This is a genomic window from Bacillus benzoevorans (assembly GCF_014207535.1).
In the GTDB taxonomy this organism is placed as follows: domain Bacteria; phylum Bacillota; class Bacilli; order Bacillales; family Cytobacillaceae; genus Bacillus_BD; species Bacillus_BD benzoevorans.
This window is the reverse complement of the sequence record NZ_JACHGK010000015.1, coordinates 22,165-47,920: the sequence shown is the minus strand read 5'-3', so window position 1 is coordinate 47,920 and position 25,756 is coordinate 22,165. Positions and strand designations below refer to the sequence as shown.

Here is a 25,756-nt window from a genome sequence, read left to right as displayed (position 1 = left end):
AGGAGTGAAAGGACTATGTTTAGTAAAGTCGGACAAATTATGCTGTATGTCAACGATCAAGATGAGGCAGTGAAATTTTGGACAGATAAATTGGGCTTCACGGTAATAGCGGAAGAGAACAATAATCAGGGATTGAGATGGATTGAAATGGCTCCAAAAAAAGGTGCAGAAACAAGCCTCATTCTGCACAATAAGGATTTCGTTGCGAAAATGTCCCCTGAATTAAATCTTGCTACTCCTTCTTTAATGTTTTTCGCGGAGAATCTTGAACAATTACACCGTGACTTATTAAATAAAAAAATTACGGTCGGAGAAATTGTAAATATGCCAACCGGCAGAGTATTTAATTTTGCCGATAATGAAGAAAACTACTTTGCCGTAATGGAAAAAGAGTAACCTTATTCCAAGACTGCAGAATCTTTTAAGTTCGGCCCCGATTTCATGAATCCCGGCTCTATTACTGGATCCGAGGTATATCAACGGTCTGTCCCTCATATATTGTGATGAAGATCATATGAGGGGGAATAGAGGTTGCAATATTATTACGGCCAGCAGATGCCGCTGCGTATCTTAGATGAAGCAGAGTTTTGGAAGCATCAGGAGAAGGAGCATACAGTTGTGATCAGGGAATTGGTGTCCAATCTTGAAGCAGAATATGTAGAGGCATTAAAGAAATGGGAGACCTCCCTTGGCGAAACCCATCAGAAGGTCATCCGTTTTATTGAAACCGTCGTCCGCTCGGCGTATTACATTTCCGCTGCATTGCAGCAGCAGGTACTGGAACTGGTGTCATTCTGTTTAAAGCAAAGTCTGCAGTTCATAGAGCTATGTCAGCAAATCAAAACAAATAGTGCAGCGGTCAGCGCCAATCCAACAGCCAAGGTGGTTATCGATCATATTATCCGTGAGTCTGAATATTTTGTGGGCATTGCTCAAGCGCTGCTTTATCATCAATAATATGAGAGCCCGGCATTCCGTATAAAAGGAGTGCCGGGCTCTGTTTCTATTTGTCATAGTAACGCAGATAATTATAGTTCGATGTGGGTACTTTTTTAATCACTTGACCATTTTCATCTCTGTAAAATTGATATTCCCGATAGGTTTCAACGATATACCCATCTTTTTTAGACTTGCTTTCAAAAACCATTTCCAATGAATAGTTTTGTGCAACTTCTTCATCTTCTGCCGCATTTTCGTTGCTACTGGTTTCTTTAGACTCCTGTTCTTGCGAAGCAGGATGATTCTCTTTCTGAGCCTCAGCGAGTAATACTTCATTTGGGATACTTGTCACCTGGGCATGATCTTTATTGATAAACGAATAAGGTGATTCCAGGTAACTTAAGACGAGGATGGTAAAGAGAAGTCCTGTGATCGGTATCCATTTCCTCAAAAGTTTTCTGCTCCTTCCATTAAATGTCTTTAATAACCATATCCATCTATGTTTAAGTGTTAAATACCTCAGGTGATCTGTACCTCGGTAAAAAGACACAGAATCTCCTTAATTCTATGTGAGGTGTGTTTAATATAATGTATGCCTGTCCTTACGCGATAGTACAAATCGTTTATTTTTCTAGATTGATATTCCACTGAACAGAGTGATACACATCACGTTGCGTATTTTTCAATACAAGTATACTAATGTATGAGAATAGTTCTCATAAAAATTGTTATCAATAAGTTTAATATAAATAATTCTCACTAATGAGGTGAGCCGTAATGAGTAAAATCATTAATTTTAATAAAACCGTTAATGAACTTTGTTCAGAAGATCCATTTGTCATCGAAGTCATGAAGGAGATTGGTTTCGAGCAAATCACGAAACCGGGGATGCTGCAAACAGCCGGACGGGTGATGACAATCGCAAAAGGCGCCAGGATGCGCGGAATAGACTTAAGCAAAATCAAACAGACATTTGAAAAACATGGGTATAGCGTAAAAGAATAATACTGTTAAAAGTAATGCGAACGCAGGCTTAATGGAACCTAAACTACGGGAGGAATGAATGATGAGCGAGTTAATTAATAATCGTGAACACGTGATGGAGAACAAAAGTGAACGCCAAGAAATGCTGAAGGAGATTATAAGAGAGCTTCATGCAGGGAAGGATGTCGCTGAAGTAAAAGCAAAGTTTGAGGAAGCGGTCGGCGATGTAACGGTAGCAGAAATTTCCCAGCTGGAGCATGCATTAATGCAGGAAGAAGGAATTCCGGTTTCTGAGGTTCAGCGTCTATGCACCGTACATGCAGAAGTGTTCAAGGGTTCCATCGAAGAAATTCATCGTTCAGAAAAACCAGAGGATGAGCCTGGACACCCTATTCATACATGGAAAATGGAAAATAAAGAAATCGATATGTTGGTGAACTTCAAGCTGCAGCTGCACAAGGAACGGTTTGAAAAAGAGGATTCTGATGAAAACCGCTTCAAACTGATTGAAGATTTGAACCTGTTGTGGGATGTAGATAAGCATTATTCAAGAAAGGAAAATCTCCTCTTCCCATATTTAGAGAAATACGGAATCTTTGGTCCGACAAAGGTCATGTGGGGCGTCGATGATGATATCCGCTTTGTCATTAAAGATGCGAAAAGAGCGTTAACGAGCTACGGAGGCTATAAAAGAGAAGTGACTGAGATCTTGGATCAGGTGATTAAAGAAGTAAGCGAAATGATTTTTAAAGAGGAAGAGATTCTCTTCCCTATGTGTCTAGAGACATTAACAGAAGATGAATGGGTTAAAATAGCAGCTGAAAGCGAAGCGATTGGTTTTTGCTTGACCGCACCGGAATTGGTCTGGAAACCGAAGCGCCACCCATTGATTGTAGAAATGGGGGAGGCAGCCGAAGAAGCAGGCTTTGATGGCTATATCCGCTTTGAAACAGGAATTGTTTCACTAAAACAATTAGAAACGCTGCTTAACCATATGCCGGTTGATCTGACCTTTATCGATGAAAATGATGTTGTGCGCTATTTTTCTCACGGGAAAGAAAGAATCTTTGCAAGAACAAAAGCCGTTATCGGCCGGACTGTGCAAAATTGCCATCCGCCGCAAAGCGTTCATGTGGTGGAAAAATTACTGGAGGATTTCAAATCAGGTACGAAGGACGTCGAGGACTTCTGGATTAACATGGGAGACAAATTCATTTACATCCGCTATTTCGCTGTCCGTGATGAAGCTGGTAAGTACATGGGCACACTGGAATTCACGCAAAATGTATCCGAAATCCGCGCATTAGAAGGAGAAAAACGGATTTTATCATAAGTCAGGAAAATGGTTCAAATAAAATCAGGGCGTCACTGTGACGCCCTGATTTTGGGTTATAGATATAAAATATAAATCGCCGCTGCGACGATGATTCGGTAAATCGCAAATGGCACAAGTTTAACTTTATTAATCAGTTTCAAGAAGAAGCGGATGGAAATCAGAGCAAAGACGAAGGCGCTGATAAATCCGGCGATAAAAAACGGCATTTCATCCATTGTGAAGTACTGCCAGTTTTTCAATAAAGAAATGAAACTGGCACCTGCCATAATTGGCACAGCCATAATAAAAGTAAAGTCAGCGGCAACGCGGTGATTTAAGCCGGTTAACACCCCTCCGGAAATAGTGGCTCCTGAGCGGGAAAAGCCGGGCCATAAGGATAAACATTGATAAAGACCAACGATAAATGCCTGCTTGTAGCTGATCGCATCAAGCGTATTAACAACTGGACGTCTTCCGCCGAACAAATCGGCAATGATCATCAAAATGGCACCTAAAACTAAACCAATAGCAACAGTATTAATGGAAAATAAGTTTTCATCAATATAATCTTCAAATATAACCCCGAGTACACCGGCTGGAATCAAGCCAATCAGTACATGGATCAGGTTTAAATGACCGCCGCCAACGGTGATGGCTCTTTCCTTGTGGAATAACCGATTTAAACCAAGAATATCAATGAATCGGTCTCTAAATACAACGACCGTAGCCAAAATAGATCCGAGCTGAATGACAACTTTGAATGTATTGGCTACCGGCTGGGTGAGAAAATCCTTTGACTTCAGCCACATATCATCAACAATAATCATATGTCCGGTGGAGGAAACAGGTGCGAACTCCGTTAATCCCTCGACCATTCCTAAAATGATCGCTTTTAGAATTTCAAAAAAATCCATTGTAAAAAGATCTCCTTATAATAGATTAGGCTTTTTTTCTTTTTTTACGGAAAAACCAGATGATAAATACAATAATACCGATGCCGATGATTGCATAAGCGATATTGGAATAAATGTCCATGAACTCCGTAATTCTATCCCAGTTTTCACCTAAAGCAGCACCAACTGAAACAAGGATAATGTTCCAAATCAGTGTCCCGAAAAAGGTGAAAATAAGAAAAAGACCAAATTTCATATTTGACATCCCGGCAGGAATTGATATTAAACTGCGGATTAAAGGAACCATCCGGCAGAAAAACACCGTCCAGATGCCATACTTATCAAACCAGGCATCAGCCTTATGAATATCTTCCTTTGTAACGCGTAAAATATGTCCCCAGCGGTCAATGATCTTTTCTAGTCTTTCGACATCAAGAAGCAGGCCAATGCCGTATAGAATTACGGCACCGACAACAGAACCTGCTGTTGATGCGATAATCACTCCAAATACAGTTAAATCGGTATAAGTTGTCATAAACCCGCCAAATGGAAGAATGACCTCGGAAGGGATAGGCGGGAAGATATTTTCTAATGCAATCATCAGAAAAATCCCGATATAACCAAACTGTTCCATAAAATCTGTAATCCAGCTTTGCATGTTAACCCTCCAACTAAGTTTTCAATCTATGAAAAAATACTATCTAAGGCTGTCCCATTGTATTACATTTGTATGCTGTAAGAAAAAAACCCATGCAGAAAGATTACCATAAAATTTGTTAAATGCCCATGACTTTCATGCTCCACTATCATCCTCTGCAGATAAAAAGACGAAATAAATACGCTGAACAACTGCAAAAATTAAAAAATAGTATAAAAAAATAAAGAAAACATCTGTTCTATGGAATAAAAAAATGCCTGACACCGAAAGGAGACATTTGTCTTTTCTCGGCCGTACAGGCATACTTGGCTTTTCTGAAGTCAGTGCGGGCAATAGGGAAAGTAATGATTATACCGCAAGTCCTTCTTTCGTAATAATATTGTCCATTTCCTGCAATGCTTCTTGCTCATCCGTTCCGGACACAGAGATTTTAAAGTCAGCACCATTAGGGAGCCCCAAAGACAAGACTCCCATAATTGATTTTAAGTTGGCTTGGTTATCCTGGTACTGAATCCGAATATCTGATTGAAATGCTGCCGCTGCCTTGGCTATAAGGGCCGCATGGCGGGCATGGAGACCTGTATCATCAATAACTCTATATTGTTTTTCAACCATTATAATCTACTCCTATTCCTTAAAATCAGCTCCATAGTAGTATAGCCATTCCAAAACAAAATTACTTATAGGGAAAATGTGTCCATCCCATATGGACAGATGTCCATATTCGGTGCCAGGCACCGCAAAAAGACATTTGTCTTTTTTGCGTGCCTGGCACCCGTACAGTTAATATACATCCTTCCGGGTGAAAGCAATAAAGGATACGAAGAGGGCGGCGAGCCACCATATGGCCAAAACGACGATGGAAAACATTAAAGTCATTCCTGCAATCGGCGGGGAGGTCCCGGCCAGATAGCCTGTTAAATTTAAATTAACCATGAATAGATATTTAGCTGATTCCCATGAAGAAACCATATTACTCAAAATGGAACCAGCAATAAGGGCCGCAAGCATGACGCCCATTCCGGCCGCGGTGCTTCGAATCAGCACAGACAGCATAAAGGAGAGCGTTCCGACAACCACAGCGACGAACCAGACGAGACCAAAGTCCATTAAGAGGAACTTCCATTGACTAATCGTCCGTACCTCCGTCGTATCCAAATTGCCTCCTTCTGCAGAAAATCCTGTCATGACAGGGGCGTCGAGACCGTGATAGCCAAACACAAGCCCTGAGAGGAAAAAGGAAAGTACACCGACAATCGCCATGATCAGTGAAATCGAGAGGATAAGGGCTATATATTTGCTTAATAGTATCCTCCATCTTTTCACCGGTCTTGTCAGCAAGAGTTTAATCGAGCCAAGCGAATGTTCCGAAGAAACAAGATCGCTGGCTATGACCATCACAAGCAGAGGGATAAACATCGGTCCTGAGTTTTCAATGAACATTCTCATAAATGTCGCTGCTCCCGGTTCAGACGGATTAATATCATGGTCAAGATAATATTGCTGCTGCTTTAAGATAACTTGGAGCCGTTCCCGTACATCATCTGTCATTCTGCTGGAACTAAGCCGATTGCTGATATCGACGATTTGCGCCTGAACAGCAGCACGCCAATCTGTCGTACCGAGCTTTTCCTGCTGCTCCAGCGTTTGCTTATACTGAGCGTAAGTAAATAAGGCGACAAGAATGGCAGTGATAATGGCAATAATCATTAACCGTTTTCTTGCCAGCAGTTTCATCATTTCATTATGAATTAACTTATTCAAATTTTCCCACCGCCTGTTAGTTGTAAAAATAAATCCTCCAGGACAGGGATTTTGCGGTTCATTTCATAAATCGCCACACCTTCCTCGATTAACGCTTTGTTCCACTGGGCAGCCTTATCTCCTTCGAGAGGAGTGATTAAATAGCTGCCATCCACCTCAACATCTGTAAAACGCTCCAGCACTTCCTTTGCCTGTGTTAGAGGAGAAACGCGCCAAACCAACTTTTCCTGCCTTGTCAGCAGATTCTCAACCGAATCAATTTGAATAATTTCTCCTTTAGCCATAATCGCAACCCGATCACATAGCAGCTGGATCTCACTTAACAGATGGCTGGAAACTAAAACACTTAAGCCTTCGTTCTCTGCCAAGCCGCGGATAAACTCCCGCATTTCGCGGATACCGGCAGGGTCCAATCCGTTTGTCGGCTCGTCCAATATCAGCACCTTCGGACGGTTTAAAAGAGCTTGGGCAATTCCCAGCCGCTGCCGCATCCCGAGGGAATAGGTCTTCACCTTATCATGAATCCGCTCATCCAGCCCGACAAAGGACACCGTTTCGATAATTTGTTTTTCGGTAACAGAAGGGAGCATTCCGGCAAAGTGAACAAGATTATCCCAACCGGACAAAAACGGATAGAGTTCGGGATTTTCAACTATACAGCCAAGAAATTCCATTGCTTTCGTAAAATCTCTTCGCACATCATAGCCGCAAATGGAAATAGACCCTTCCGTCGGCTTAATTAGACCTGTCAGCATGCGAATGGTTGTTGTTTTTCCGGCACCGTTAGGACCGAGGAAACCAAATACTTCGCCCTTTTTTAATTCGAAATTTAATCCTTTAATAATTTCTTTTCGTCCAATTTTTTTACGTAAATTATGAACGGCCAGCGTCACGTCATTCATTATCTACTGCCTCCTCTTCCCAGCTGATTAATGGCGCGAGTCTGTCTGAAATCAGCTTGTACCCTTCCTGATTTGGATGGAAGTGGTCAGAATACAAATAATCGTTAACAGATAGCTGGAACAGATCAAACGTCGGTACAAAGACGATTTTTTCGAATTGTCCTGTAAGAGTTTCTGTGGCAAAATTCCATTCCCTTACAACGGTATTGGTTGCTTCACTGTCCTCTAATTCAATAAAGGGGTTGTACAGCCCAAGGATAAATACGGCAGCATTTGGGTTATATCCGCGGATTTTCGTGAAAATCTGTTGCAGATTGGTCAGGTACTGAGTTTTAAGCTGTTCAACGTTAGCAAGGTTCATATCAAACAGTGTTTCCCCCTGCTGAAACAGATCGTTCCCACCGATAGTCATGAGAACGATATCGGCTTCAGCCAGTTGACGGGCAATATTCTGCTGACTAAGCTGCTGCAGGAGCTGGGTCGATGTCTGCCCATTAATTCCTAGATTGGAAACGATGATCTCCTTGGGGCGCAAATCTTTCTTCAGCTGATTGGTGACCAGTCCTACATAGCCTTTTCCGGAAACATCACCTGTCCCCCTTGTAAGGGAATCACCTAGTGCAATTACTTGAACAGCATCTCCAGTCGGCTTTTCCAGATTATTTTTTACTGTGGTCTTTTCCGTATCCTCTGATTTGCCAAAGTAAAAGTCCTGAACAGACCAAGCAAAACCAAATATCCAAAGTAAAGATAGAATTGCAGCGGTCAGCGTCGTGATTTTGATCGTACTTTTTTTCAAAAAATCAACTCCTAATGGAATTTGATAGGTATCCTTATTTGCTGCTGTAATCGATTAATACGATTATTTAATCACAATTTTTTCTAAAGTGGAAATCGTTTAGTCCTGTTGGGGTGAAAAATGATCGGAGGGAAACGATAGTTGAAGGGGGAAAGTGGCTAATGTCCCTCCATTTTACAGGATAGATTATCTTTAGTAAGAAAAAAATAGGATTGTTCGATAAGATTTTAAAAAATCAAACGACGTTTAAAGGCGGTATTCATATGGGGTTCTTTAGTAGATTATTTGGGGCAGAGAATCAAGAGGAGGCAAAACCAATGGCAAATATTAAATTAGCGATTGTTTATTACAGCTCAGGCGGAACGAACTATCAATTAGCGAAGTGGGCGGAAGAGGCCGCGAAGGAAGCGGGAGCTGAAGTAAAAGTGTTGAAATTCCCTGAAACAGCTCCGCAGGCGGTGATCGATGCTACACCTGGCTGGAAGGCACATGTGGAAGCGACGAAGGATGTGCCGAATGCAACGTTGGATGATTTAGACTGGGCGGATGCTTATATTTTCAGTGTTCCAACCCGTTTCGGTAATATGGCATCGCAGGTTCAATCCTTTTTCGATACAGCAGGAGGCCTTTGGTTCCACGGCAAACTGGCTAATAAAGTCGTCAGTGCGATGAGTTCTGCGCAAAACCCGCATGGCGGACAGGAAGCAACGATTCTTTCCCTTTATACAACAATGTACCATTGGGGTGCCATTGTAGCAGCACCTGGCTTTACTGACGCGGTAACGTTTGCCGCAGGCGGTAACCCTTATGGAACAAGTGTAACCGTTGGTCAAGACGGTAAAATGATTGAAGATGTCCAGGCAGCTGTTAAACATCAGGCGAAGCGTACTGTAACAGTTGCTGGATGGGTGAAGGAAGGACAGGCCGTACCTGTGTAAATTAAAGTATCCCCTGCGAGTATGCAGCTATTACCGCAGGGGTTTTTTGCGAAAAAAAATGGAACCCCCTATGGAGTTCCACTTTAACATTAGATTTTCATAATTCCGCCTTTGCTTGCATTTGTTACAAGCTTAGAGTAGCGGGCAAGATAACCTTTTTTAACTTTTGGTTCAAAGCCTTTCCATTCCGCTTTGCGTTTTGCCATTTCTTCATCGGAAATTTCTAGGGTAATTTTACGTTTATTCATATCCAGTTCGATGATATCACCGTCTTGTACGAATGCGATTGGACCGCCTTCAGCTGCTTCCGGTGAAATATGACCAATGGAAATACCACGGGATGCACCAGAGAAACGACCATCAGTGATTAGACCGACTTTCGCGCCAAGACCGCGGCCGACGATTTGTGAAGTTGGTGCAAGCATTTCCGGCATACCAGGGCCGCCTTTAGGACCTTCATAGCGGATAACGACAACATGTCCTTCTTCAACTTTACCCATGATGATTCCGGAAAGTGCATCTTCTTGGGAATCAAAGCAGATTGCCGGGCCTCTATGGTAGCCGCCAACACTTGGATCAACTGCTCCAACTTTAATAATAGAACCTTCTGGAGCTAAGTTGCCGAATAATACAGCAAGACCGCCGCGTTCAGAATGCGGGTTGTCTAATGTATGAATAACATCCTTATCTTGGATTTCACAGCCTGCTACATTTTCTTTGATTGTTTTAGCGGATACTGTTAGGCAATCACCATTGAAGGCACCATCTTTTTTAAGCAGCTCATTAATGATCGCGCTGACGCCGCCTGCTCTGTGTACATCTTCAATAGCATAATCAGATGCGGGAGCGATTTTTGCTAAATGTGGTACGCGGTTTGCAATATCGTTGATGCGTTCTAATGGATATTCAATTTCAGCTTCGTTTGCGACGGCTAATGTATGCAGAACTGTGTTTGTAGAACCGCCCATTGCCATATCTAATGCAAAAGCATTATCGATAGCATCGATGGTTACGATGTCACGAGGTTTAATATCCTTTTTGATTAATTCCATTAATTGCTTAGCTGATTTCTTAACAAATTCGCGTCTTTCCGGTGCAGTTGCCAAGATTGTTCCGTTACCAGGAAGGGCAAGCCCTAAACCTTCTGCCAAGCAGTTCATAGAATTTGCAGTGAACATACCGGAGCATGAGCCGCATGAAGGACAAGCAAATTGTTCAATTTCCTGTAGTTTATTTTCATCAATTTGACCGGATTGGTATGCTCCAACCCCTTCAAATACTGAAGTTAATGTAAGAGTGTTTCCAGCAGCATCTTTACCGGCTGCCATCGGACCGCCGCTGACAAAGATTGTTGGAATGTTAACACGCATCGCTGCCATCATCATTCCCGGTGTGATTTTGTCACAGTTTGGAATACAAACCATTCCGTCAAACCAATGGGCTGAAACAACAGTCTCAACTGAATCGGCGATAATTTCACGGCTCGGAAGAGAATAGCGCATACCGATATGGCCCATTGCGATTCCATCGTCCACACCGATTGTATTAAATTCAAACGGAACACCGCCCGCTTCGCGAATGGCTTCTTTTACAATTTTTCCGAATTCTTGTAAATGAACATGTCCCGGAACGATATCAATATAAGAGTTACAAACCGCAATAAACGGCTTACCAAAATCTTCTTCCTTAACACCTGCTGCACGAAGCAAGCTGCGATGTGGTGCACGGTCGACACCTTGCGTGATCATACTACTACGTAATTCTGTCACTTCTATTACCTCCATTATGTCAATAACTTTTCGACAATTTTAGAACTTTTAACTATTTTATCACTTTAAACTAGATTAGGGTAGGGGTTTGATATGGTAGTAGGTGGGAGGATATTTATTTCAGAATTTACAAAAGATTCTTATCTATATTTTAATATCAATTTTATAATCAATTATATAATAGAAATAAATAGGATATAAATGTAGGATTATTTTGAACAAAGTGGGATATAAAGTTTGATGGCTGATGAAACGATTTGCATTTTTAAAAAATAATAGTACATATTATTCTAATATAACCAATTTGCGGTTAATAACGTGGTTTCTAAATAGATATACAATTAGTCTGTGCCCCGTTTAAAGCGTTAAAGCATTTAAGTATTTAAGCGTTAAAGCGGAAATGCATAAAAATTTTTTTGTTTCTATATTATAATAAGAATTTATCTGAACTAAATAGACAAATGTAACCGCTTACCATACAGTTTTTGTTGCTTTATGTAGTATAAAAAAAATCGTGTGTCATATTATAGGAAGTTTTGTCAGAAGTATTTTAATAGTAGATGATTTGTTGCATAATATTGCTAGAATACTTATTGGCAACAATTAGTTACAGAACTTGGATGATCAAAGGAGTTTTCGTAATGTTTGTAGAGGTCGACAAATTAGAGGACAGAATTAATCAGCTTAGACGAGAATTAATCGAAACAGCTGAGAACACTGGATTAAATAGTCATGATACCCTTCATTGCAGTCAGACATTAGACAAACACATCACAGTATATCAAAAATATTTAAAATTTAACAGTGTGAATAAAAAGAAATGCAGGAAAAAATAATACAACTTTAGACATAATACATGTTATGAATTAGTATAAACATATAAAAAAGGCTGCTTTGGACAAGCAACCCCTTTGCTGTCCAAACAGGAAATACATCCAGGCAGAACTCCATTTTCCCAATTGACCTTTTTATAAGATACTAAAAAGACAGAAGACCAAAACGGTCCTCTGTCTTTTTGAATACTTTAGAAATCTTACAGACCAAGTACATCAGTGACTTGGAATTTATACACTTCTTTCGTAGTATCAGATTGGTTACCTGAAGCATCAATTAATTGTGCTTCGATTGTTACATTTTCAGCCCCGGAGATTACACCTTGTAAAACTCCGTCAACAACGATACCAACTAATCCTAGTACGTTTCCTAATAATCCATCCAGGTTAAGCAATCCGCTTGTTCCGCCTAGTAATCCAGTTCCTAATAGACCATTGTCACCAAGAAGCCCGCCGACTACGCCGCCATTTCCTCCAAGAAGCCCGCCGACTAAACCTTGATCTCCAAGAAGCCCGCCAAGTAAACCGCTGTTAGTAGTTGTGCCTCCGCCTAAAATACCATCTAATAAACCAGCTGCTTGAACAGTATCGCCTTCAGCTGCTGCCGCTTGTAATGCTGCAACATCTTCAGCTGTTACAGAAGCACCAAGTACTCCTCCTAGAACATCTTGAACACTTAACAATCCGCCAAGCAGATTTCGTAATGCATTAGTTTTAATTACTTCCTGAACATATCCATTAGAAATGTCTTGTGCTGTAAGTGTAACTGTTTTATCAAGAACGACAGCATTATCAGAGTACACTTTATATTTTAATGTATCTCCAGCTTGTGCTCCTGTTAAACCAGTTGTTCCGTATGTGAAACGAGTGTTTAAATCAGTTTGCAAATCTAGTAAATCTACAACACCGCCAACTACGCTTTTACCTACGAATGAAATTCCAGGTGCTGCTGGTGCAACAGTGTCGTCAATTGAAAATGGTAACGTTTCAATATGCGTACTTCCAACAATGCCAACTTTAGCTTCATAAGCGCCTTTAGCTAATGTTGGTGTTGTATAGGTGAATTTAAGAGCAGCATCAGGTTTTACGTCAACGTTAACAAGCTGCTTGTTATCTTTCTTAGAAATAATCTTAATATTAACTAGTTCAGTACCGTCTAATTTAAAGTCTTCGATTTCACCATAAACAGTGGCTGTTTGATTATTGTTTACTTTTACATTTGCAGTAAGCTTTTTATCCTTATGAATAGCTTCCATTGCTCTGGATAATAGAACAAGGAATTGTCCTCTTGTGATTGTGTTATCAGTACCAAAAGTAGTTGCAGTTGTTCCGGATGTTACTTTCGCTGCATATAAAGCAGATACTGCCTTCACATAAGCTGGAGCCACATCAGTAAACGGCATTTTAGACTCTTTGCCATCAAAAGCACTGAAATCAAATGTTTTGTAAATAGCTAATGCTACTTGACCGCGGCTAAGCGGCTCATACCGTCTGAATGTTCCATCTCCAAATCCATTGATAATTCCTTTATCAGCAATACCAGAAATGGTTTTGTAATGGATATAGCTTGGTGGTACGTCAGTGAAATATTGTTTATCAACTTTGTCAGTATGCAAAATACGGCTGAAAATTAATACCCCGTGCAGACGTGATAAAGTTTCATTTGGACGGAAATTACCATCATCATAACCTAGTACGTAACCCTTGCTTGCATTTTCCTCAACTGCGTTGTAATAGATACTAGTCGTGTCAACATCTTTAAATGTTGCGGCTAAGGATGGACCTGCAGCTGTGAAGATCATGACTGCAATTAGCATTGGTATAAAGACCATGCGTTTAATGAAATGTTTCTTTGTACTCTCCATGTTTTCGCTCACCTTCGTATAATTTTTAAAATGGGGCTGTGTGTCTATGAACCCTGTTACTACCATTTAACTCTCGTAAGGCTTCAAACACACGGATATGGGAGTGAACTATCAAACATCCACAACCAAGGGAATATTACCTATTCCTGGAATAAGTTGCATAAGAATCACTCGTTCATTACTATGCAAGAAGTGATATAAAAATTGAAAATTCATTATCATCAGATAACTTAACCATCCCCTTTTATAGAATAGAAAAATATTCCAAAAGTATGATTTGCTTCCAACGAAAATACTCCCCTTTGTCCCCTAAATAGGAAACTATACCCCTAAAAACTATTTTATACCAATACAATTAATATACAAGTCTAAATAGTTGACACAATTCTAAATTAAGTAAAAATACCTACTAAAATTTAGCAACAATTGAGTAATATTCTATTAGCATAACTGTGTGACAATATTGTGAACGTGAAATAAGCTGTGAAATTAGTACTAATTGATAGGAAATAAGATTCAAGCGATAATCCTCTCTTTAATACATTTGGTATAAGTATCCGTGTAGTAGGTGGTTATTTATAAAATGAATTGTATATTTATGCATAAAATCTAGTTTTTCTTCGCGCGAATAGTTAGTTAATAATACAAAAAGAGACAAAGAGTTATTTAAACTCTCTGTCTCTCGATACGATTAATTTATTATGAGAAACTATGCTTCTTATAAACCAAGCAAATCTGTTACTTGAAATTGATAAGTTCCGGAGGTATCATCCGAGCGATTAGCTGCGTCATCTTCTAAATGGACAGTAATGGTTACTTTTTCAGAACCGGACAGAAGACCATCGGCAGCTGCGCCAACGATATTAGTGATTACGCCGTCTACAACGGTAACAACAACACCGTCAACAAGCTCAACTGCGCCATCAACTAAGCCAGTAACAGGCAAGCCTAATAACTTATCAGTATGAAGGAGCCCTGTTACTACATCTGTTGAGTCTGTAGCAGTTCCAACAGTATCGGTTACGACACCGGTTACTGTTTCACCTAAATTCAGGACAGGTACATTAGGCAAACCAGGCAGTACACCGAGTACGGCGCCCAAGGTATCGCCTAATCCGGCTGATTCAACACCGGCGGATGCATCTAGAATACCGGTAACATCGCCAAGCAGACCGCCTGTTAATCCGCCAAGAAGATTTTGTAAGGCGCTTGTTCCAATAACTGCTTCTGCATAGCCTTTATCAAGATCCGCTTGTTTAAGGACAATGGTGTTGTCATAATCCTGTTTCGTTGAGGAAACGGAATATACTAGTTTGTCGCCTACGCGTGCGCCTGTATTGACATCAGTGCCAAATGTAAAGCGGACAGTTAAATCTGTTTTTAAGTCTAATAGATCTAATACACCATCTACCAGGCTGTGGCTGGTGAAAGAAATGCCGGGAGCGGTCATATCCCGCTTACTAGCTTTGAAAGCGTTCATTAATAGAACAGTAAATTCCCCACGGGTAATCGTATCATAGGTTCCGAATGTAGTACCTTCTTTACCTAGAGTTACACCAGCTGAATACAAGGCTGTAACGGCCTCTTTATACTTATCAGGAACATCTGTAAAAGGGATCGGTTTTACTGCGTGCTGGGTGAAGTCAAATGTACGGTACAATGCTAATGCCATTTGACCCCGTGTTAATGGATCATAGCGTCTGAATGTGTTGTCAGAATATCCTTTGATAATGCCATCGCGGGCAATGCCGGTAATAGCTTTATAATGTACATAACTAGGAGGGACATCTGTGAATACCTGTTGAGTGATATTATCTGTATTTGTATTTAATACTCGGCTTAAAATAAGGACGCCGTGCAGGCGAGATAAAGTTTCGTACGGTTTAAAAGTTCCGTCGCTGTATCCTACAATATATCCTTTTGATGAGGCTTCCTCTACTGCATTGTAAAAGAATTGATTTTTAGATACGTCTGAAAAGGTGGCAGCGCTTGAAATACCAGCCTGCGATAAGATTAAAAGAACAACTAACAAAGGTAAGCAAATAATACGTGAGAAGAAGTGTTTCTTTGTAGAATGCATACTATCACTCTCTTTCATATTCATTTGTCTTAAAAATTCCTATTCCGAATTATTCTAGCAAAATAAAAAAACGGGTAAATATAGATCTGTTCTTGAGAAAGTACTATCATCATCAGAATATAAAATCTAATGTAGTAGTTTAAAGGTGAATCATGTACGCTGCTGTTTCTTTTGTGCAACCTCAAAATATACGCCATTTAGAAAATGTTGGGTGATGAAGTTACTTTCTACCTATTAATCTTTTTAAACTGTTGGTCAATAGTACATCAGCCTCCTATTCATAACGGTAATTCAACCCAAAATTACCATGAAGTCTGAGGTGCTGTTCTAGTTGGAGTAAATAAAATGGGTAATTATACCTTTATCTTTAGTTTACACTTTACAACCCGAGAAACAAGGGATATTTGTGAATTTACCTAAATTGTTAAATTAATTCAAAATGAAGGAATAAATAATGAATTTGTTTCTTCCTGGAGAAATAAATGTGGGAGATCATCAAATACAGAGGATGATTATTTTTAATAAAGTTTTATTAATATAAAAAACAAACGAGCAAGAGCCCGTTTGTTTCATCAAAATGAAATCTGTTCTTTGGTTGTTTGTGTAATCTTTTGTTACTTGGCATGAATATCAATGAACTCAAATTTCCCGATGTGGAACAATCCGTCTGCTGTCAGTTTTAACTCAGGGATGACGGGGAGTGACAAGAAAGAGAGCGTCAAAAATGGATTGAAATTCTTTGCCGCTCCAATGGTCTTCAGCGCCGCGTTGAGCTCCTTCAGTTTAGTGAAGACCTCGTTAGAGGAAAGGGTTGAGATTAGACCGGCAATCGGAAGCTCTAAAGATGCCAGGATTTCTCCGTTCTTTACGACAATTAATCCACCTTGCATTTTTTGTATTTCGTTTGCAGCAAGGAGCATATCATGATCCTGCACTCCGGTAACAATTAAATTATGGGAATCATGGCCCACAGTAGATGCAATAGCTCCACTCTTCAGCCCCAGCCCTTTTACAATTCCCACACCAATGAGGCGGGTCTTCTTATGCCGCTCAATAACAGCCAGCTTCAATTGATCATGGGTGATAGACACTTCGAAATGGCCGGATTGGTTTACTGCAACTTCTTCAACAAGATGCTTGGTGATAAGACTGTTCGGAATGATTTCGATGATATTGGCTTTTCCACTCTTCATAGGAATGGCAAAGTCGCTTTCGCTTAAAGGTTGAAAAGAGACAGTGGAACTTAAACTGTTTGGGATAGATAGTGAAGTCTGCGGGAAATTGAGCAGCGCTCCTTTTTTCCAAACCGATTTTCCGCTTTTTAACACCCGTACAATGCTGATTTCCTCAAGACTGTCTAATAGTAATAGATCCGCTTGATAGCCTGGAGCGACTGCTCCTTTGTCATGAAGACCGAAGCATTCAGCGGCGTTTAGGGACGCCATTTGAACAGCGGTAATCGGATTAAGCCCTTCTTGAACGGCCAGCTTTACATTATAATCAATGCTGCCTTCTTCTATTAAGTCGTCCAGGTGTTTGTCATCCGTTACAAAAAGGCAGCGCCGGGCATTTCGCTCATTCACAATTCCTATCAGATTTTTTAAGTCTTTGGCGGCAGTGCCTTCACGAATCATGACGTACATTCCTCTTTGAAGACGGGCTTCCGCTTCTGCGATTGTGGTGGCTTCATGATCGGTACGAATGCCGGCGGCCGTATAAATATTTAAATCCTGCGCGCTCAATCCGGCGGCATGCCCATCGACTTTTTTCCCGGCCTGCGCCGTTTCCAGCAGCTTTTCGATCATCGTCTTTTCAGCATTGCGGACAGCCGGATAATTCATGACTTCGGCTAATCCTAAGACTCTTGGATGGGAGAGGAAAGGCCGCAGGTGCTCCATATTTAAAATAGCCCCCGAACGTTCAAAATCGACAGCAGGAACACAGGATGGCAGCATGAATAGGATATCAACCGGCAGGTTCTCACTTGAATCGAGCATAAATTGTATCCCTCCCGCTCCTGCAACATTGGCAATTTCATGCGGGTCGCAAATCACGGTGGTGACACCATGGTGCAGCAGGACTTTGGCAAATTCCTGCGGAGTGACCATGGAAGATTCAATATGCACATGGCCGTCAATAAAAGCTGGAGAAATATAGCAGCCCTTTGCATCAATGGTTTCCCGGCCTGAATAAGAAGTCCCTCCAATGCCGGCGATATACCCGTCAGCAATGGCCACATCTCCTTCGATCAGTTCCGCGTTAAATACATCAATAATTTTTCCGTTTTTTATGACGAGATCTGCCGGTTCTCTGCCCGCAGCAACGGCAATTCTCCTTATCAGCATTTTATTGTCCATCCACATTCTCCTTACATCTGGAAAATATTGTTTATTGGGTAGTTTGCTTTTTGCATGATAGACTCGTTTTTTCATTATATGATTTGTTTTTTCTATTTAATAGGATATTTTTCTATTTGAATCCGCCCATGCTTTGAAAGGCAGGTTTGCGTCTTCGGGGGAAAGCTTAATCATCTTGATTGTCCGTAATTCCGGGGAAAGCGCCATTTGCTCATAAATAAATTGATCATCAAAGCCGATACTGGCAGCTTCTTCTTTTGTACTGGCATAATAAACAGCCTTTGGTCTTGCCCAATAAATCGCTCCAAGGCACATTGGACATGGCTCACAGCTTGTATAAATCTCACAGTCATCCAGCTGAAAGGAGTTTAAATGCTGGCAAGCTTCGCGGATAGCCTGAATTTCGGCATGCGCTGTCGGATCGTTGTTAGCCGTCACTTGATTCCTTCCAATGCCAATAATTTCTCCATCCTTTGCCACAACCGCACCGAATGGTCCTCCATTGTGAGTCAAAACATTATCCAGTGCAGTTTTGACCGCTGTCTCCATAAGGTCCTTCATGAAATTCCTCTCCTTCACCAATGGTATTTTTGATTATATTATTTCATTTTGCCATGGATGATGTGAAAAATAAAACAATTACATGGATAATTCTGATAATTTGCTGCTCCGTTTTTATTGGTTATTTTGTCCAGATTAATCCTAATCCTTTTAGGTCATTACTAAGATGATCCTGCAGGGATATCTTTTTCAATTAATGGGGGCGCTGTAATGAAGCGGGAATTTAGATTTGCGATTGCCGGTACAGGGATGATCAGCAGAATTTATTATGAACAGATTTCCACAATCGGGGGTGCGAAGGTCACTGCTGTTTTTTCGCGAAAGGAAGAAAGCGCCAGAGGGTTTGGTGAACAAATCGGAGCAGATTGGTATACCGATTACCATGAAATGCTGAAGAGAAAAGACATCGATATTGTGAATATCGTCACGCCCAGCGGTATGCATGCCGAAATGACCATTGCCGCGGCAAAGGCCGGTAAACATGTCATGGTTGAGAAGCCGATGGACATTTCATTTAAAAAGGCACAGCAAATGATTCAGGCCTGCCGTGAGAATCGTGTGAAACTAAGTGTGATCTCACAGCACCGTTTCGATCCCTCCGCGTTAAAGGTAAAAACGGATTTGGATTCCGGCAGGTTTGGGAAAATGGTTCTGGGGCAGTGTGCTGTCAATTGGTATCGTCCGCAAAGCTACTTTGATAAAAGCCCGTGGAGAGGGACTTGGGAACTGAATGGAGGAGGAGTATTAATCAATCAGGCGATTCATACGATTGATCTCTTCCAGCATTTTATGGGCGAGGTTGAAAGTGTCTATGCCCATACAGCCATATTAGCTCATGAAAAAATAGATGTAGAGGATGCAGCAGTGGCAACCGTGAAATTTAAAAATGGAGCGCTGGGGACCATTACCGGAACAACAGCGGCATATCCAGGACTGATGGCTCGTCTTGAAATATTTGGGACATGCGGTACGGCAGTGATTGAGAATGACCAGCTGACCCATTATTACTTTCGCAATGAAGCGAAGGTAAATGGGCAGGTTGTCAATCTATCAGATACCGTTGAGCTTGTTTCAGAGGGGGAGCCGGCAGACGCTGGTTCAGATCCCGGGGCGCTTAATGGGGCGTCACATCGCATGCAAATATTGGATATGATGGATGCTATTCGTGCTGATCGGCAACCAAGTGTCAGTGGAGAGGAAGGATTGAAGCCGCTAAAAATTATCTTGGCGATTTACGAGTCCTCTCGAACGGGGAAGCCGGTACAGCTTGAGCAAATGTCCTAACGTAAGAGGTGGCATATATGAGTAAAACCGAAAAAGGAAGAGGGTATTTTATGCTGGCTGTTCTATGGCTGGCTTATGTTACCTTTGCGATGAACTGGGTTGCAGGCTCTTCTTTAACACCGCAGATCATGGATACCTTCTTTGGCGGACCCGTTGATCCGATTATTGCTCAGGTAGTAAATTATTCGATTACAACAGCCCGGGTTTTTGCCAATATTTTAGCAGCGGTGATTATTATGAAATTGGGACCGAAGAAGGCGGCTGGAACAGGAATTGGCCTTTTAATCATGGGTCTTGTGGCGATTTATTTACCAAACTATTGGGCTTATACAGCCGCGAGAATGGTGATGGCTGTTGGAGGATCGATGGTCATTGTCTATATGAATCCATTTGTCGCCCATTATATTAAAAATTCCAGCGAGAAATTAAAAATCAATGCCGCTAATACGGTTACTTACAATGCAGGGGCATTCGTTGTTGCGGTATTGTTTACGCTTTTTGCTAAGCAGTTGGTGCAGAACTGGCAATTAACATTGACCTTTTTTGCCTCTTTAACATTAGTATTATTTGCGGCATGGTTATGGAAGGCAGAGGATTTTCAAGCTCAGAAAGTGTCGGAGGAGCATCCTCTTGAACGCTATACCTATAAAGATGCCGTGAAGGATCCGTTTCTGTGGCGGTTTGGTCTCGCCTTTGCGTCCTTTTTAACATTATATGTATTATCACTTGTCAGCTTTAAAGCGGTTTTTGACGAATATACTCTAGTCAATGGCTCCGTTACGAATTTGCTTATTTCCGGATTTGGCATTATCGGAACCTTTGCCGGTATTGCCATTGGGAATAAAGATCTGCCAAGAAAACCTGTGCTTTTTATGGTCGGACTTATCATGGTTGGTTCGTTTACCATTACATTAGTATTTGCTAATATTCATCCAACGGTTTCCTATATTTTTGCTGCTGTTTGCGGGTTTGCCTGCTATGTACAATATCCAATCTTTTTAAATCTTCCGCATGAATTGCAGGGAATGCATCCACAGAGATTAACGGTGATGTTTGGTCTGTTCTGGGCGATTGCCTATGCCGGGCAAACGATCGCAACAATTATCTGGAGTTATTTGTTAGGGGAAGCAGGTTATTTACCGGCGATGATATTCTTCATTGCTGTCATCAGCTGTTACGTCTTCCTAGTATTGACATTCCCGGAAACACGGCAGAAAGAAAAACTAGTGCAAGGGGTTGCCTGACAGAAAAAGTCCTTCCGCTCAGGAGGACTTTTTTCGTTTCAATAATAGTATTGAAGAGCTATTCAATTAACAGAAAATTAACAAAAGGGGGAAGGTTTATCGAATGCTGCATGAAAAAAATGATAAGATAGGCATAAGGGCATTTTTAATCCATTAAAAGGGGGAATACATAATGAATAATCATGAAATTGATTACAAGCTTTATGGTGATGATATGCAGTTTGTTGAAGTAGAATTGGATCCGGGCGAAACAGTCATTGCCGAAGCCGGTAGTTTAATGATGATGGAAGATCAAATTGAAATGGAAACCATCTTTGGTGATGGTTCAGGAGGCAGCGGCGGCGGTTTGATGGGCAAGTTGTTCAGCGCCGGGAAGCGGGTACTGACTGGTGAAAGCCTGTTTATGACAACCTTTACCAATCAAGGCAGCGGTAAAAAGCATGTTTCGTTTGCAGCACCCTATCCTGGGAAAATTATTCCAATGGATTTGAGCCAGCTTGGCGGAAAGGTGATTTGTCAAAAGGATGCCTTCCTTGCTGCAGCAAAAGGAGTGTCTGTCGGCGTTGAATTCCAGCGGAAGCTGGGTGCAGGATTTTTCGGCGGTGAAGGCTTTATTATGCAAAAGCTTGAAGGGGACGGGATGACATTTGTCCATGCCGGCGGCACCATTATTAAAAAGGATCTCAGCCCTGGGGAAATGCTGCGGGTTGATACCGGCTGTCTTGTCGCCATGACGAAGGACGTTGATTATAATATTGAAATGGTGAAAGGAATTAAAACCGCATTATTCGGCGGTGAAGGCTTATTCTTCGCGACATTAAGAGGTCCAGGAACCGTCTGGATTCAATCCTTGCCATTCAGCCGGCTTGCCAGCCGCGTGTTCGCTGCTGCACCGCAGGCAGGAGGACACTCAAAAGGTGAAGGTGGTATAGGAAACCTATTCAATATGTTTAGTGATGATTAATACGAAAGCAAAGAAAAAGGATTGATGCTATTTTCCATCAATCCTTTTTCTTTGTCTGCTATTTAGCAGCCGCATCTTCTTCTTGTTCATTGAATTTATCCAGCAGACTGATTTGATCAACTAAATGGTTGTTGAAGATCTGTTTCGCTACTTGGAGAAGTTCCATGATCAAGGGATCCCGCAGTGAATAGATCACACGGTTCCCATTTTTTTGACCCACCACAATATTCTTTGAACGTAAAACCATTAATTGTTGGGAAACAGCAGAGCCCTCACTGCCGATGGTGCTTTGAATTTCATTTACACCCATTTCCCCTTCAGACAGTACTTCTAAAATTTTAATTCGGAGTGGGTGAGCGAGAGCCTTAAAAAACTCTGCCTTAAATTGCTGCATTTCTAGATTCATTGCTCCAGCTCCTTATAGAGAGGACGCTATTCATTAGTGTAACGTCCTTTAATGACTAACTACAGTAAAAACCTGTTTCTTTTCCGGCACTATTCCGCTATCTTGAGAATAAGCTGAACATTCACGAAAAGCAAAGTGACTGCATCCAATACATTTTGTTTGTTCGATTCTCGCAAGGGCGTCTTTCAGTGCATCTCCTGTATGCTCATAAAAGTGCTCTTCACCAATTATATCGTATAAACCTGTTTTCTTTAATATTTCTTTAGGCTGACTATTCAGACCGGAAATTAATACAGTCCCATGCTTTGAAAAATCCCTCACGATACTGGACAGATGGGATTCCCCGGTTACGTCGATAAAAGGAACACGACTCATTCGTAAGAGCAGTACTTTTGGCTTATGTTTGATAGAGGCTAAAATCGTCTGCTGAAAGTTCTGCGCTACGCCAAAAAACAAAGGACCTTCCACATTATATATCGTAATTTGCGGACAATCATGTCCTTCTTGGACTATTTGCGTCTCTACCTTTTTGCTTGTTACATTAGGCAATGCCTTGGCAATCACCTGCACATCGATCATACGTTTTGTAAATAGGAGGACAGCAAGCAGCAGCCCAACTTCTACAGCTGTTGTTAAATCAACGAATACAGTCAGTAAGAATGTAACAACTAATACGACTGAATCTGATGTTCTTGTTATTAAAATATAGGAAAAAACATGTCTTTCACTCATATTCCAAGCCACGATCATTAATACAGGTGCCAGGCTTGCCAACGGAATATGGGATGCGAATGGTGCAAAAATCATGAGAACGAGCAGGACTGCTATTCCGTGAATCACACCTGATATAGGTGAAACGGCACCGCTTTTAATATTTGTAGCTGTTCTAGCAATCGCTCCGGTGGCAGGAATTCCGCCAAATAGCGGAGTAACGATGTTGGCAATCCCTTGTCCGATTAGTTCCTTATTACTGTTGTGGCGGCTATTTGTCATTCCGTCAGCAACCACTGCGGAAAGCAGTGATTCAATTCCGCCGAGAAGGGCAATCACAAATGCCGGTCCAATCAAGTTCTTCATTGTGGCTAAATCAATATCTGGGAATGACAGCTTTGGCAGTGAATTAGGAATTTCACCGTATGCTGAACCAATTGTCGCAACCTCGCCCGGGAAGAATGAAGCGGCAATAACAGTTGATACAATCAATCCCAGCAGTGAACCAGGAACCTTTGGCAGCAGTTTAGTGGTTACTAGAATAATAACTAAACAAATAACCGCCGTTATGACACTGTACATATTAATAGTGTACAAATGGCGGAAAATCTCAGCCATTTTGCTAATAAAGCTTTCTTTATTTTCAACCCCGGTCAGTCCTAGGAAATTCGTAATCTGGCCGGTGAAGATGGTAATGGCAATCCCTGTTGTAAAGCCAATTGTAACAGGACGGGGAATATATTTAATGAGTGAACCAAGCTTAAAGACCCCCATTAATACTAAAATAATCCCTGCCATAAAACCGGCCACAAGAAGATTTTCATAGCCATAAGACATGACAATTCCAAAAAGAATCGGAATGAATGCGCCAGTAGGACCGCCAATTTGAAACTTTGATCCGCCAAATAATGAAATGAATATCCCAGCGATAATCGTTGTATAGATCCCGTATTCCGGTTTAACGCCAGATGCAATGGCAAAGGCCATTCCTAATGGAATCGCGATAATCCCAACAATAATCCCTGAAATTAAGTCTTTCTGCAGCCCTTTCCAGCTGTATCCCCGAAATCTTTCATCGGGAAAGAATTTTCCTTTCATTCCTGCAACCTTCTTTTCTTGTGATATTTGTATATTTGATTATTTGAATATATGATTAATAGAATTTACATCAGTTCACAACTTTTGTAAAGCCCTATTATGTCTTGAAAGCGTTGTCTCTCTCTGTATAAAAATGAAAAAAGCTGATTTAAGGGAAATGAACTCCATTAGTACATAGATGTAATAATATATCTGTAAAATAATTCCTTTCTAAATTTGTCACAAATCATTCACAAAAGATATGTTACTATCGTTGTAATAGTGATTATAATTAATAACATCAAAGAAAAGTAAATTTGTTCAACTGAGAGCTATTAGAGAGCTCTGTCGGGTCTCCAATAAACCTTTCATTTGATTAGTTTGTGAAGTCGCGAACAAATTGTGAACAAATTGTTAACAAAACAAGAAATAAAAATCATAAATGTTAAAAGGAAAGGGGTACAAGTATGAAACTTAAATGGGCATTATTATCGCTTGTTTTAACCATTGTCACAGTGCTAACAGGGTGTGAACCTCTAATGGTTTTAGACCCTAAAGGACCGATGGCAGAACGACAAGCCAATGATATCATGATTTCAATAGGAATTATGTCAGTTATTGTCGTAATAGTCTTTGCAATTTTAGTTTTTGTATTAATTAAGTATCGAGCTTCAAATCAAGATCCTGATTATGAACCGCCGCATATTGAGGGCAACAAGTGGGTTGAATTAATTTGCGTGGGGATTCCTGTAATCATCGTTGCATATTTCTCATTTGTATCTGTACAAAGTAACTATATTGTAGAGGCAACTCCGAAGGGTTACGAAGATCAAGAGCCATTAGTGGTTTATGCATCATCGTCCAACTGGAAATGGCATTTCAGTTATCCTGAGGAGGATATTGAAACTGTTAACTATTTATATATTCCGACAGACAGAGCACTTGAATTTAGACTTTATTCATATGGTCCAATCACTAGCTTCTGGGTTCCACAGCTAGGCGGACAAAAATATGCCATGTCTGACATGGTCACAACATTACATCTTGCAGCTGACGAACCAGGCGAATATATGGGGCGTAATGCAAACTTCAGCGGTAAAGGATTTGCGGAAAATGCATTTAACGTTACTGCGATGTCACAAGCAGATTTTGATGATTGGGTAAAAGAAGTAAAAGAAACAGCTGAACCGCTTACTAAAGAAAAGTTTGATGAGTTATTAAAGCCTGGACACCTTGGTCAAATGACGTTCACTGGTACTCATTTAGCATTTAGTCTTCCGCCTGAACATAATCATAAGCCTTCTGAAGCAGCAGAGGATTGTGAAACTGACACTGTAAAAGAAAACGTGCAGAACCACGTGGAACACAAAGAATAAAAGAATATTTGATTTAGAGACGATTAACGTGAAATTG

The 25,756-nt window shown here is 40.9% G+C and carries 24 protein-coding genes; 10 read left to right on the top strand and 14 right to left on the bottom strand.

The features are described 5' to 3' along the window. Window positions 1-15 precede the first annotated feature (15 nt). Both HNR53_RS17665 and HNR53_RS17660 read left to right on the top strand, forming a co-directional pair. On the top strand, window positions 16-396 hold the full coding sequence (locus HNR53_RS17665) for a VOC family protein (protein ID WP_184528466.1): 381 nt from the start codon (window positions 16-18) through the stop codon (window positions 394-396). A 135-nt stretch (window positions 397-531) separates the two neighbouring features. Beyond that, complete coding sequence (locus HNR53_RS17660; RefSeq protein ID WP_184528464.1) at window positions 532-957, top strand: DUF2935 domain-containing protein; 426 nt, start codon at window positions 532-534, stop codon at window positions 955-957. A 46-nt stretch (window positions 958-1,003) separates the two neighbouring features. Here HNR53_RS17660 and HNR53_RS17655 read toward each other — a convergent pair whose 3' ends face one another. Then, window positions 1,004-1,390, bottom strand: coding sequence for a hypothetical protein (locus tag HNR53_RS17655; protein WP_184528462.1), 387 nt, complete (start codon window positions 1,388-1,390; stop codon window positions 1,004-1,006). Window positions 1,391-1,716: 326 nt separating this feature from the next. On the opposite strand from HNR53_RS17655, the gene HNR53_RS17650 reads away from it, so the two are divergent. Continuing rightward, window positions 1,717-1,944 (top strand): DUF1858 domain-containing protein, encoded by a 228-nt coding sequence (locus HNR53_RS17650; RefSeq protein ID WP_184528460.1) that lies wholly within the window; start codon window positions 1,717-1,719, stop codon window positions 1,942-1,944. 61 nt (window positions 1,945-2,005) lie between these two features. After that, a complete protein-coding gene (locus tag HNR53_RS17645) occupies window positions 2,006-3,256 on the top strand; it encodes a DUF438 domain-containing protein (protein ID WP_184528536.1) in 1,251 nt (416 codons plus the stop codon). Between the two features lie 56 nt (window positions 3,257-3,312). On the opposite strand, the gene HNR53_RS17640 is transcribed toward HNR53_RS17645, so the two are convergent. The 6 genes from HNR53_RS17640 to HNR53_RS17615 form a co-directional block, all read right to left on the bottom strand. Beyond that, window positions 3,313-4,152 (bottom strand): undecaprenyl-diphosphate phosphatase, encoded by an 840-nt coding sequence (locus HNR53_RS17640; protein WP_184528458.1) that lies wholly within the window; start codon window positions 4,150-4,152, stop codon window positions 3,313-3,315. A 25-nt stretch (window positions 4,153-4,177) separates the two neighbouring features. After that, window positions 4,178-4,789, bottom strand: a complete 612-nt coding sequence (locus HNR53_RS17635; RefSeq protein ID WP_184528456.1) for a DedA family protein — start codon at window positions 4,787-4,789, stop codon at window positions 4,178-4,180. A 348-nt stretch (window positions 4,790-5,137) separates the two neighbouring features. Then, entirely contained in the window at window positions 5,138-5,404 is a 267-nt protein-coding gene (locus tag HNR53_RS17630) for an HPr family phosphocarrier protein (RefSeq protein ID WP_184528454.1), read from the bottom strand. Window positions 5,405-5,572: 168 nt separating this feature from the next. Next, on the bottom strand, window positions 5,573-6,553 hold the full coding sequence (locus tag HNR53_RS17625) for an ABC transporter permease (protein WP_184528452.1): 981 nt from the start codon (window positions 6,551-6,553) through the stop codon (window positions 5,573-5,575). After that, complete coding sequence (locus HNR53_RS17620) at window positions 6,550-7,455, bottom strand: ABC transporter ATP-binding protein (RefSeq protein ID WP_184528450.1); 906 nt, start codon at window positions 7,453-7,455, stop codon at window positions 6,550-6,552. Before HNR53_RS17620 ends, HNR53_RS17625 begins: the two co-directional genes overlap by 4 nt. After that, window positions 7,448-8,254 (bottom strand): GDSL-type esterase/lipase family protein, encoded by an 807-nt coding sequence (locus HNR53_RS17615; RefSeq protein ID WP_184528448.1) that lies wholly within the window; start codon window positions 8,252-8,254, stop codon window positions 7,448-7,450. The genes HNR53_RS17620 and HNR53_RS17615 overlap by 8 nt, the downstream gene beginning before the upstream one ends. A gap of 317 nt (window positions 8,255-8,571) precedes the next feature. On the opposite strand from HNR53_RS17615, the gene wrbA reads away from it, so the two are divergent. Continuing rightward, window positions 8,572-9,192, top strand: coding sequence for an NAD(P)H:quinone oxidoreductase (gene wrbA / locus HNR53_RS17610; RefSeq protein ID WP_246439655.1), 621 nt, complete (start codon window positions 8,572-8,574; stop codon window positions 9,190-9,192). 89 nt (window positions 9,193-9,281) lie between these two features. On the opposite strand, the gene ilvD is transcribed toward wrbA, so the two are convergent. Continuing rightward, window positions 9,282-10,961, bottom strand: coding sequence for a dihydroxy-acid dehydratase (gene ilvD, locus HNR53_RS17605; protein ID WP_184528444.1), 1,680 nt, complete (start codon window positions 10,959-10,961; stop codon window positions 9,282-9,284). A 641-nt stretch (window positions 10,962-11,602) separates the two neighbouring features. Here ilvD and HNR53_RS17600 point away from each other — a divergent pair. Beyond that, a complete protein-coding gene (locus HNR53_RS17600; protein WP_184528442.1) occupies window positions 11,603-11,797 on the top strand; it encodes an aspartyl-phosphate phosphatase Spo0E family protein in 195 nt (64 codons plus the stop codon). A 197-nt stretch (window positions 11,798-11,994) separates the two neighbouring features. Here the strand turns inward: HNR53_RS17600 and HNR53_RS17595 are convergent, their stop codons facing one another. The 4 genes from HNR53_RS17595 to HNR53_RS17580 all read right to left on the bottom strand — a co-directional run bounded on the left by HNR53_RS17595 (window position 11,995) and on the right by HNR53_RS17580 (window position 18,657). Further along, window positions 11,995-13,659: an S-layer homology domain-containing protein gene (locus HNR53_RS17595; RefSeq protein WP_184528440.1), complete on the bottom strand. Its 1,665-nt coding sequence runs from the start codon at window positions 13,657-13,659 to the stop codon at window positions 11,995-11,997. 718 nt (window positions 13,660-14,377) lie between these two features. After that, on the bottom strand, window positions 14,378-15,739 hold the full coding sequence (locus tag HNR53_RS17590) for an S-layer homology domain-containing protein (RefSeq protein ID WP_221452374.1): 1,362 nt from the start codon (window positions 15,737-15,739) through the stop codon (window positions 14,378-14,380). 614 nt (window positions 15,740-16,353) lie between these two features. Beyond that, the gene (gene ade, locus HNR53_RS17585) at window positions 16,354-18,096 is read right to left on the bottom strand and encodes an adenine deaminase (RefSeq protein WP_377802042.1); all 1,743 of its coding nucleotides are present in this window, start codon (window positions 18,094-18,096) and stop codon (window positions 16,354-16,356) included. A gap of 96 nt (window positions 18,097-18,192) precedes the next feature. Beyond that, entirely contained in the window at window positions 18,193-18,657 is a 465-nt protein-coding gene (locus tag HNR53_RS17580) for a nucleoside deaminase (protein ID WP_184528434.1), read from the bottom strand. Between the two features lie 210 nt (window positions 18,658-18,867). Here HNR53_RS17580 and HNR53_RS17575 point away from each other — a divergent pair, with 210 nt between their 5' ends. From HNR53_RS17575 to HNR53_RS17565, 3 genes are all read left to right on the top strand, one after another. After that, window positions 18,868-19,941, top strand: a complete 1,074-nt coding sequence (locus HNR53_RS17575) for a Gfo/Idh/MocA family protein (RefSeq protein WP_184528432.1) — start codon at window positions 18,868-18,870, stop codon at window positions 19,939-19,941. 17 nt (window positions 19,942-19,958) lie between these two features. Next, complete coding sequence (locus HNR53_RS17570; protein WP_184528430.1) at window positions 19,959-21,185, top strand: MFS transporter; 1,227 nt, start codon at window positions 19,959-19,961, stop codon at window positions 21,183-21,185. Between the two features lie 172 nt (window positions 21,186-21,357). Continuing rightward, window positions 21,358-22,149: a TIGR00266 family protein gene (locus HNR53_RS17565; RefSeq protein WP_184528428.1), complete on the top strand. Its 792-nt coding sequence runs from the start codon at window positions 21,358-21,360 to the stop codon at window positions 22,147-22,149. Window positions 22,150-22,207: 58 nt separating this feature from the next. On the opposite strand, the gene HNR53_RS17560 is transcribed toward HNR53_RS17565, so the two are convergent. Further along, complete coding sequence (locus tag HNR53_RS17560) at window positions 22,208-22,555, bottom strand: ArsR/SmtB family transcription factor (RefSeq protein WP_184528426.1); 348 nt, start codon at window positions 22,553-22,555, stop codon at window positions 22,208-22,210. A gap of 48 nt (window positions 22,556-22,603) precedes the next feature. Then, on the bottom strand, window positions 22,604-24,364 hold the full coding sequence (locus HNR53_RS17555; RefSeq protein WP_184528424.1) for a SulP family inorganic anion transporter: 1,761 nt from the start codon (window positions 24,362-24,364) through the stop codon (window positions 22,604-22,606). Window positions 24,365-24,810: 446 nt separating this feature from the next. Between HNR53_RS17555 and qoxA the strand changes: the two genes are divergently transcribed. Further along, window positions 24,811-25,719: a cytochrome aa3 quinol oxidase subunit II gene (gene qoxA / locus HNR53_RS17550; protein ID WP_184528423.1), complete on the top strand. Its 909-nt coding sequence runs from the start codon at window positions 24,811-24,813 to the stop codon at window positions 25,717-25,719. The last annotated feature ends 37 nt before the right edge of the window (window positions 25,720-25,756 follow it).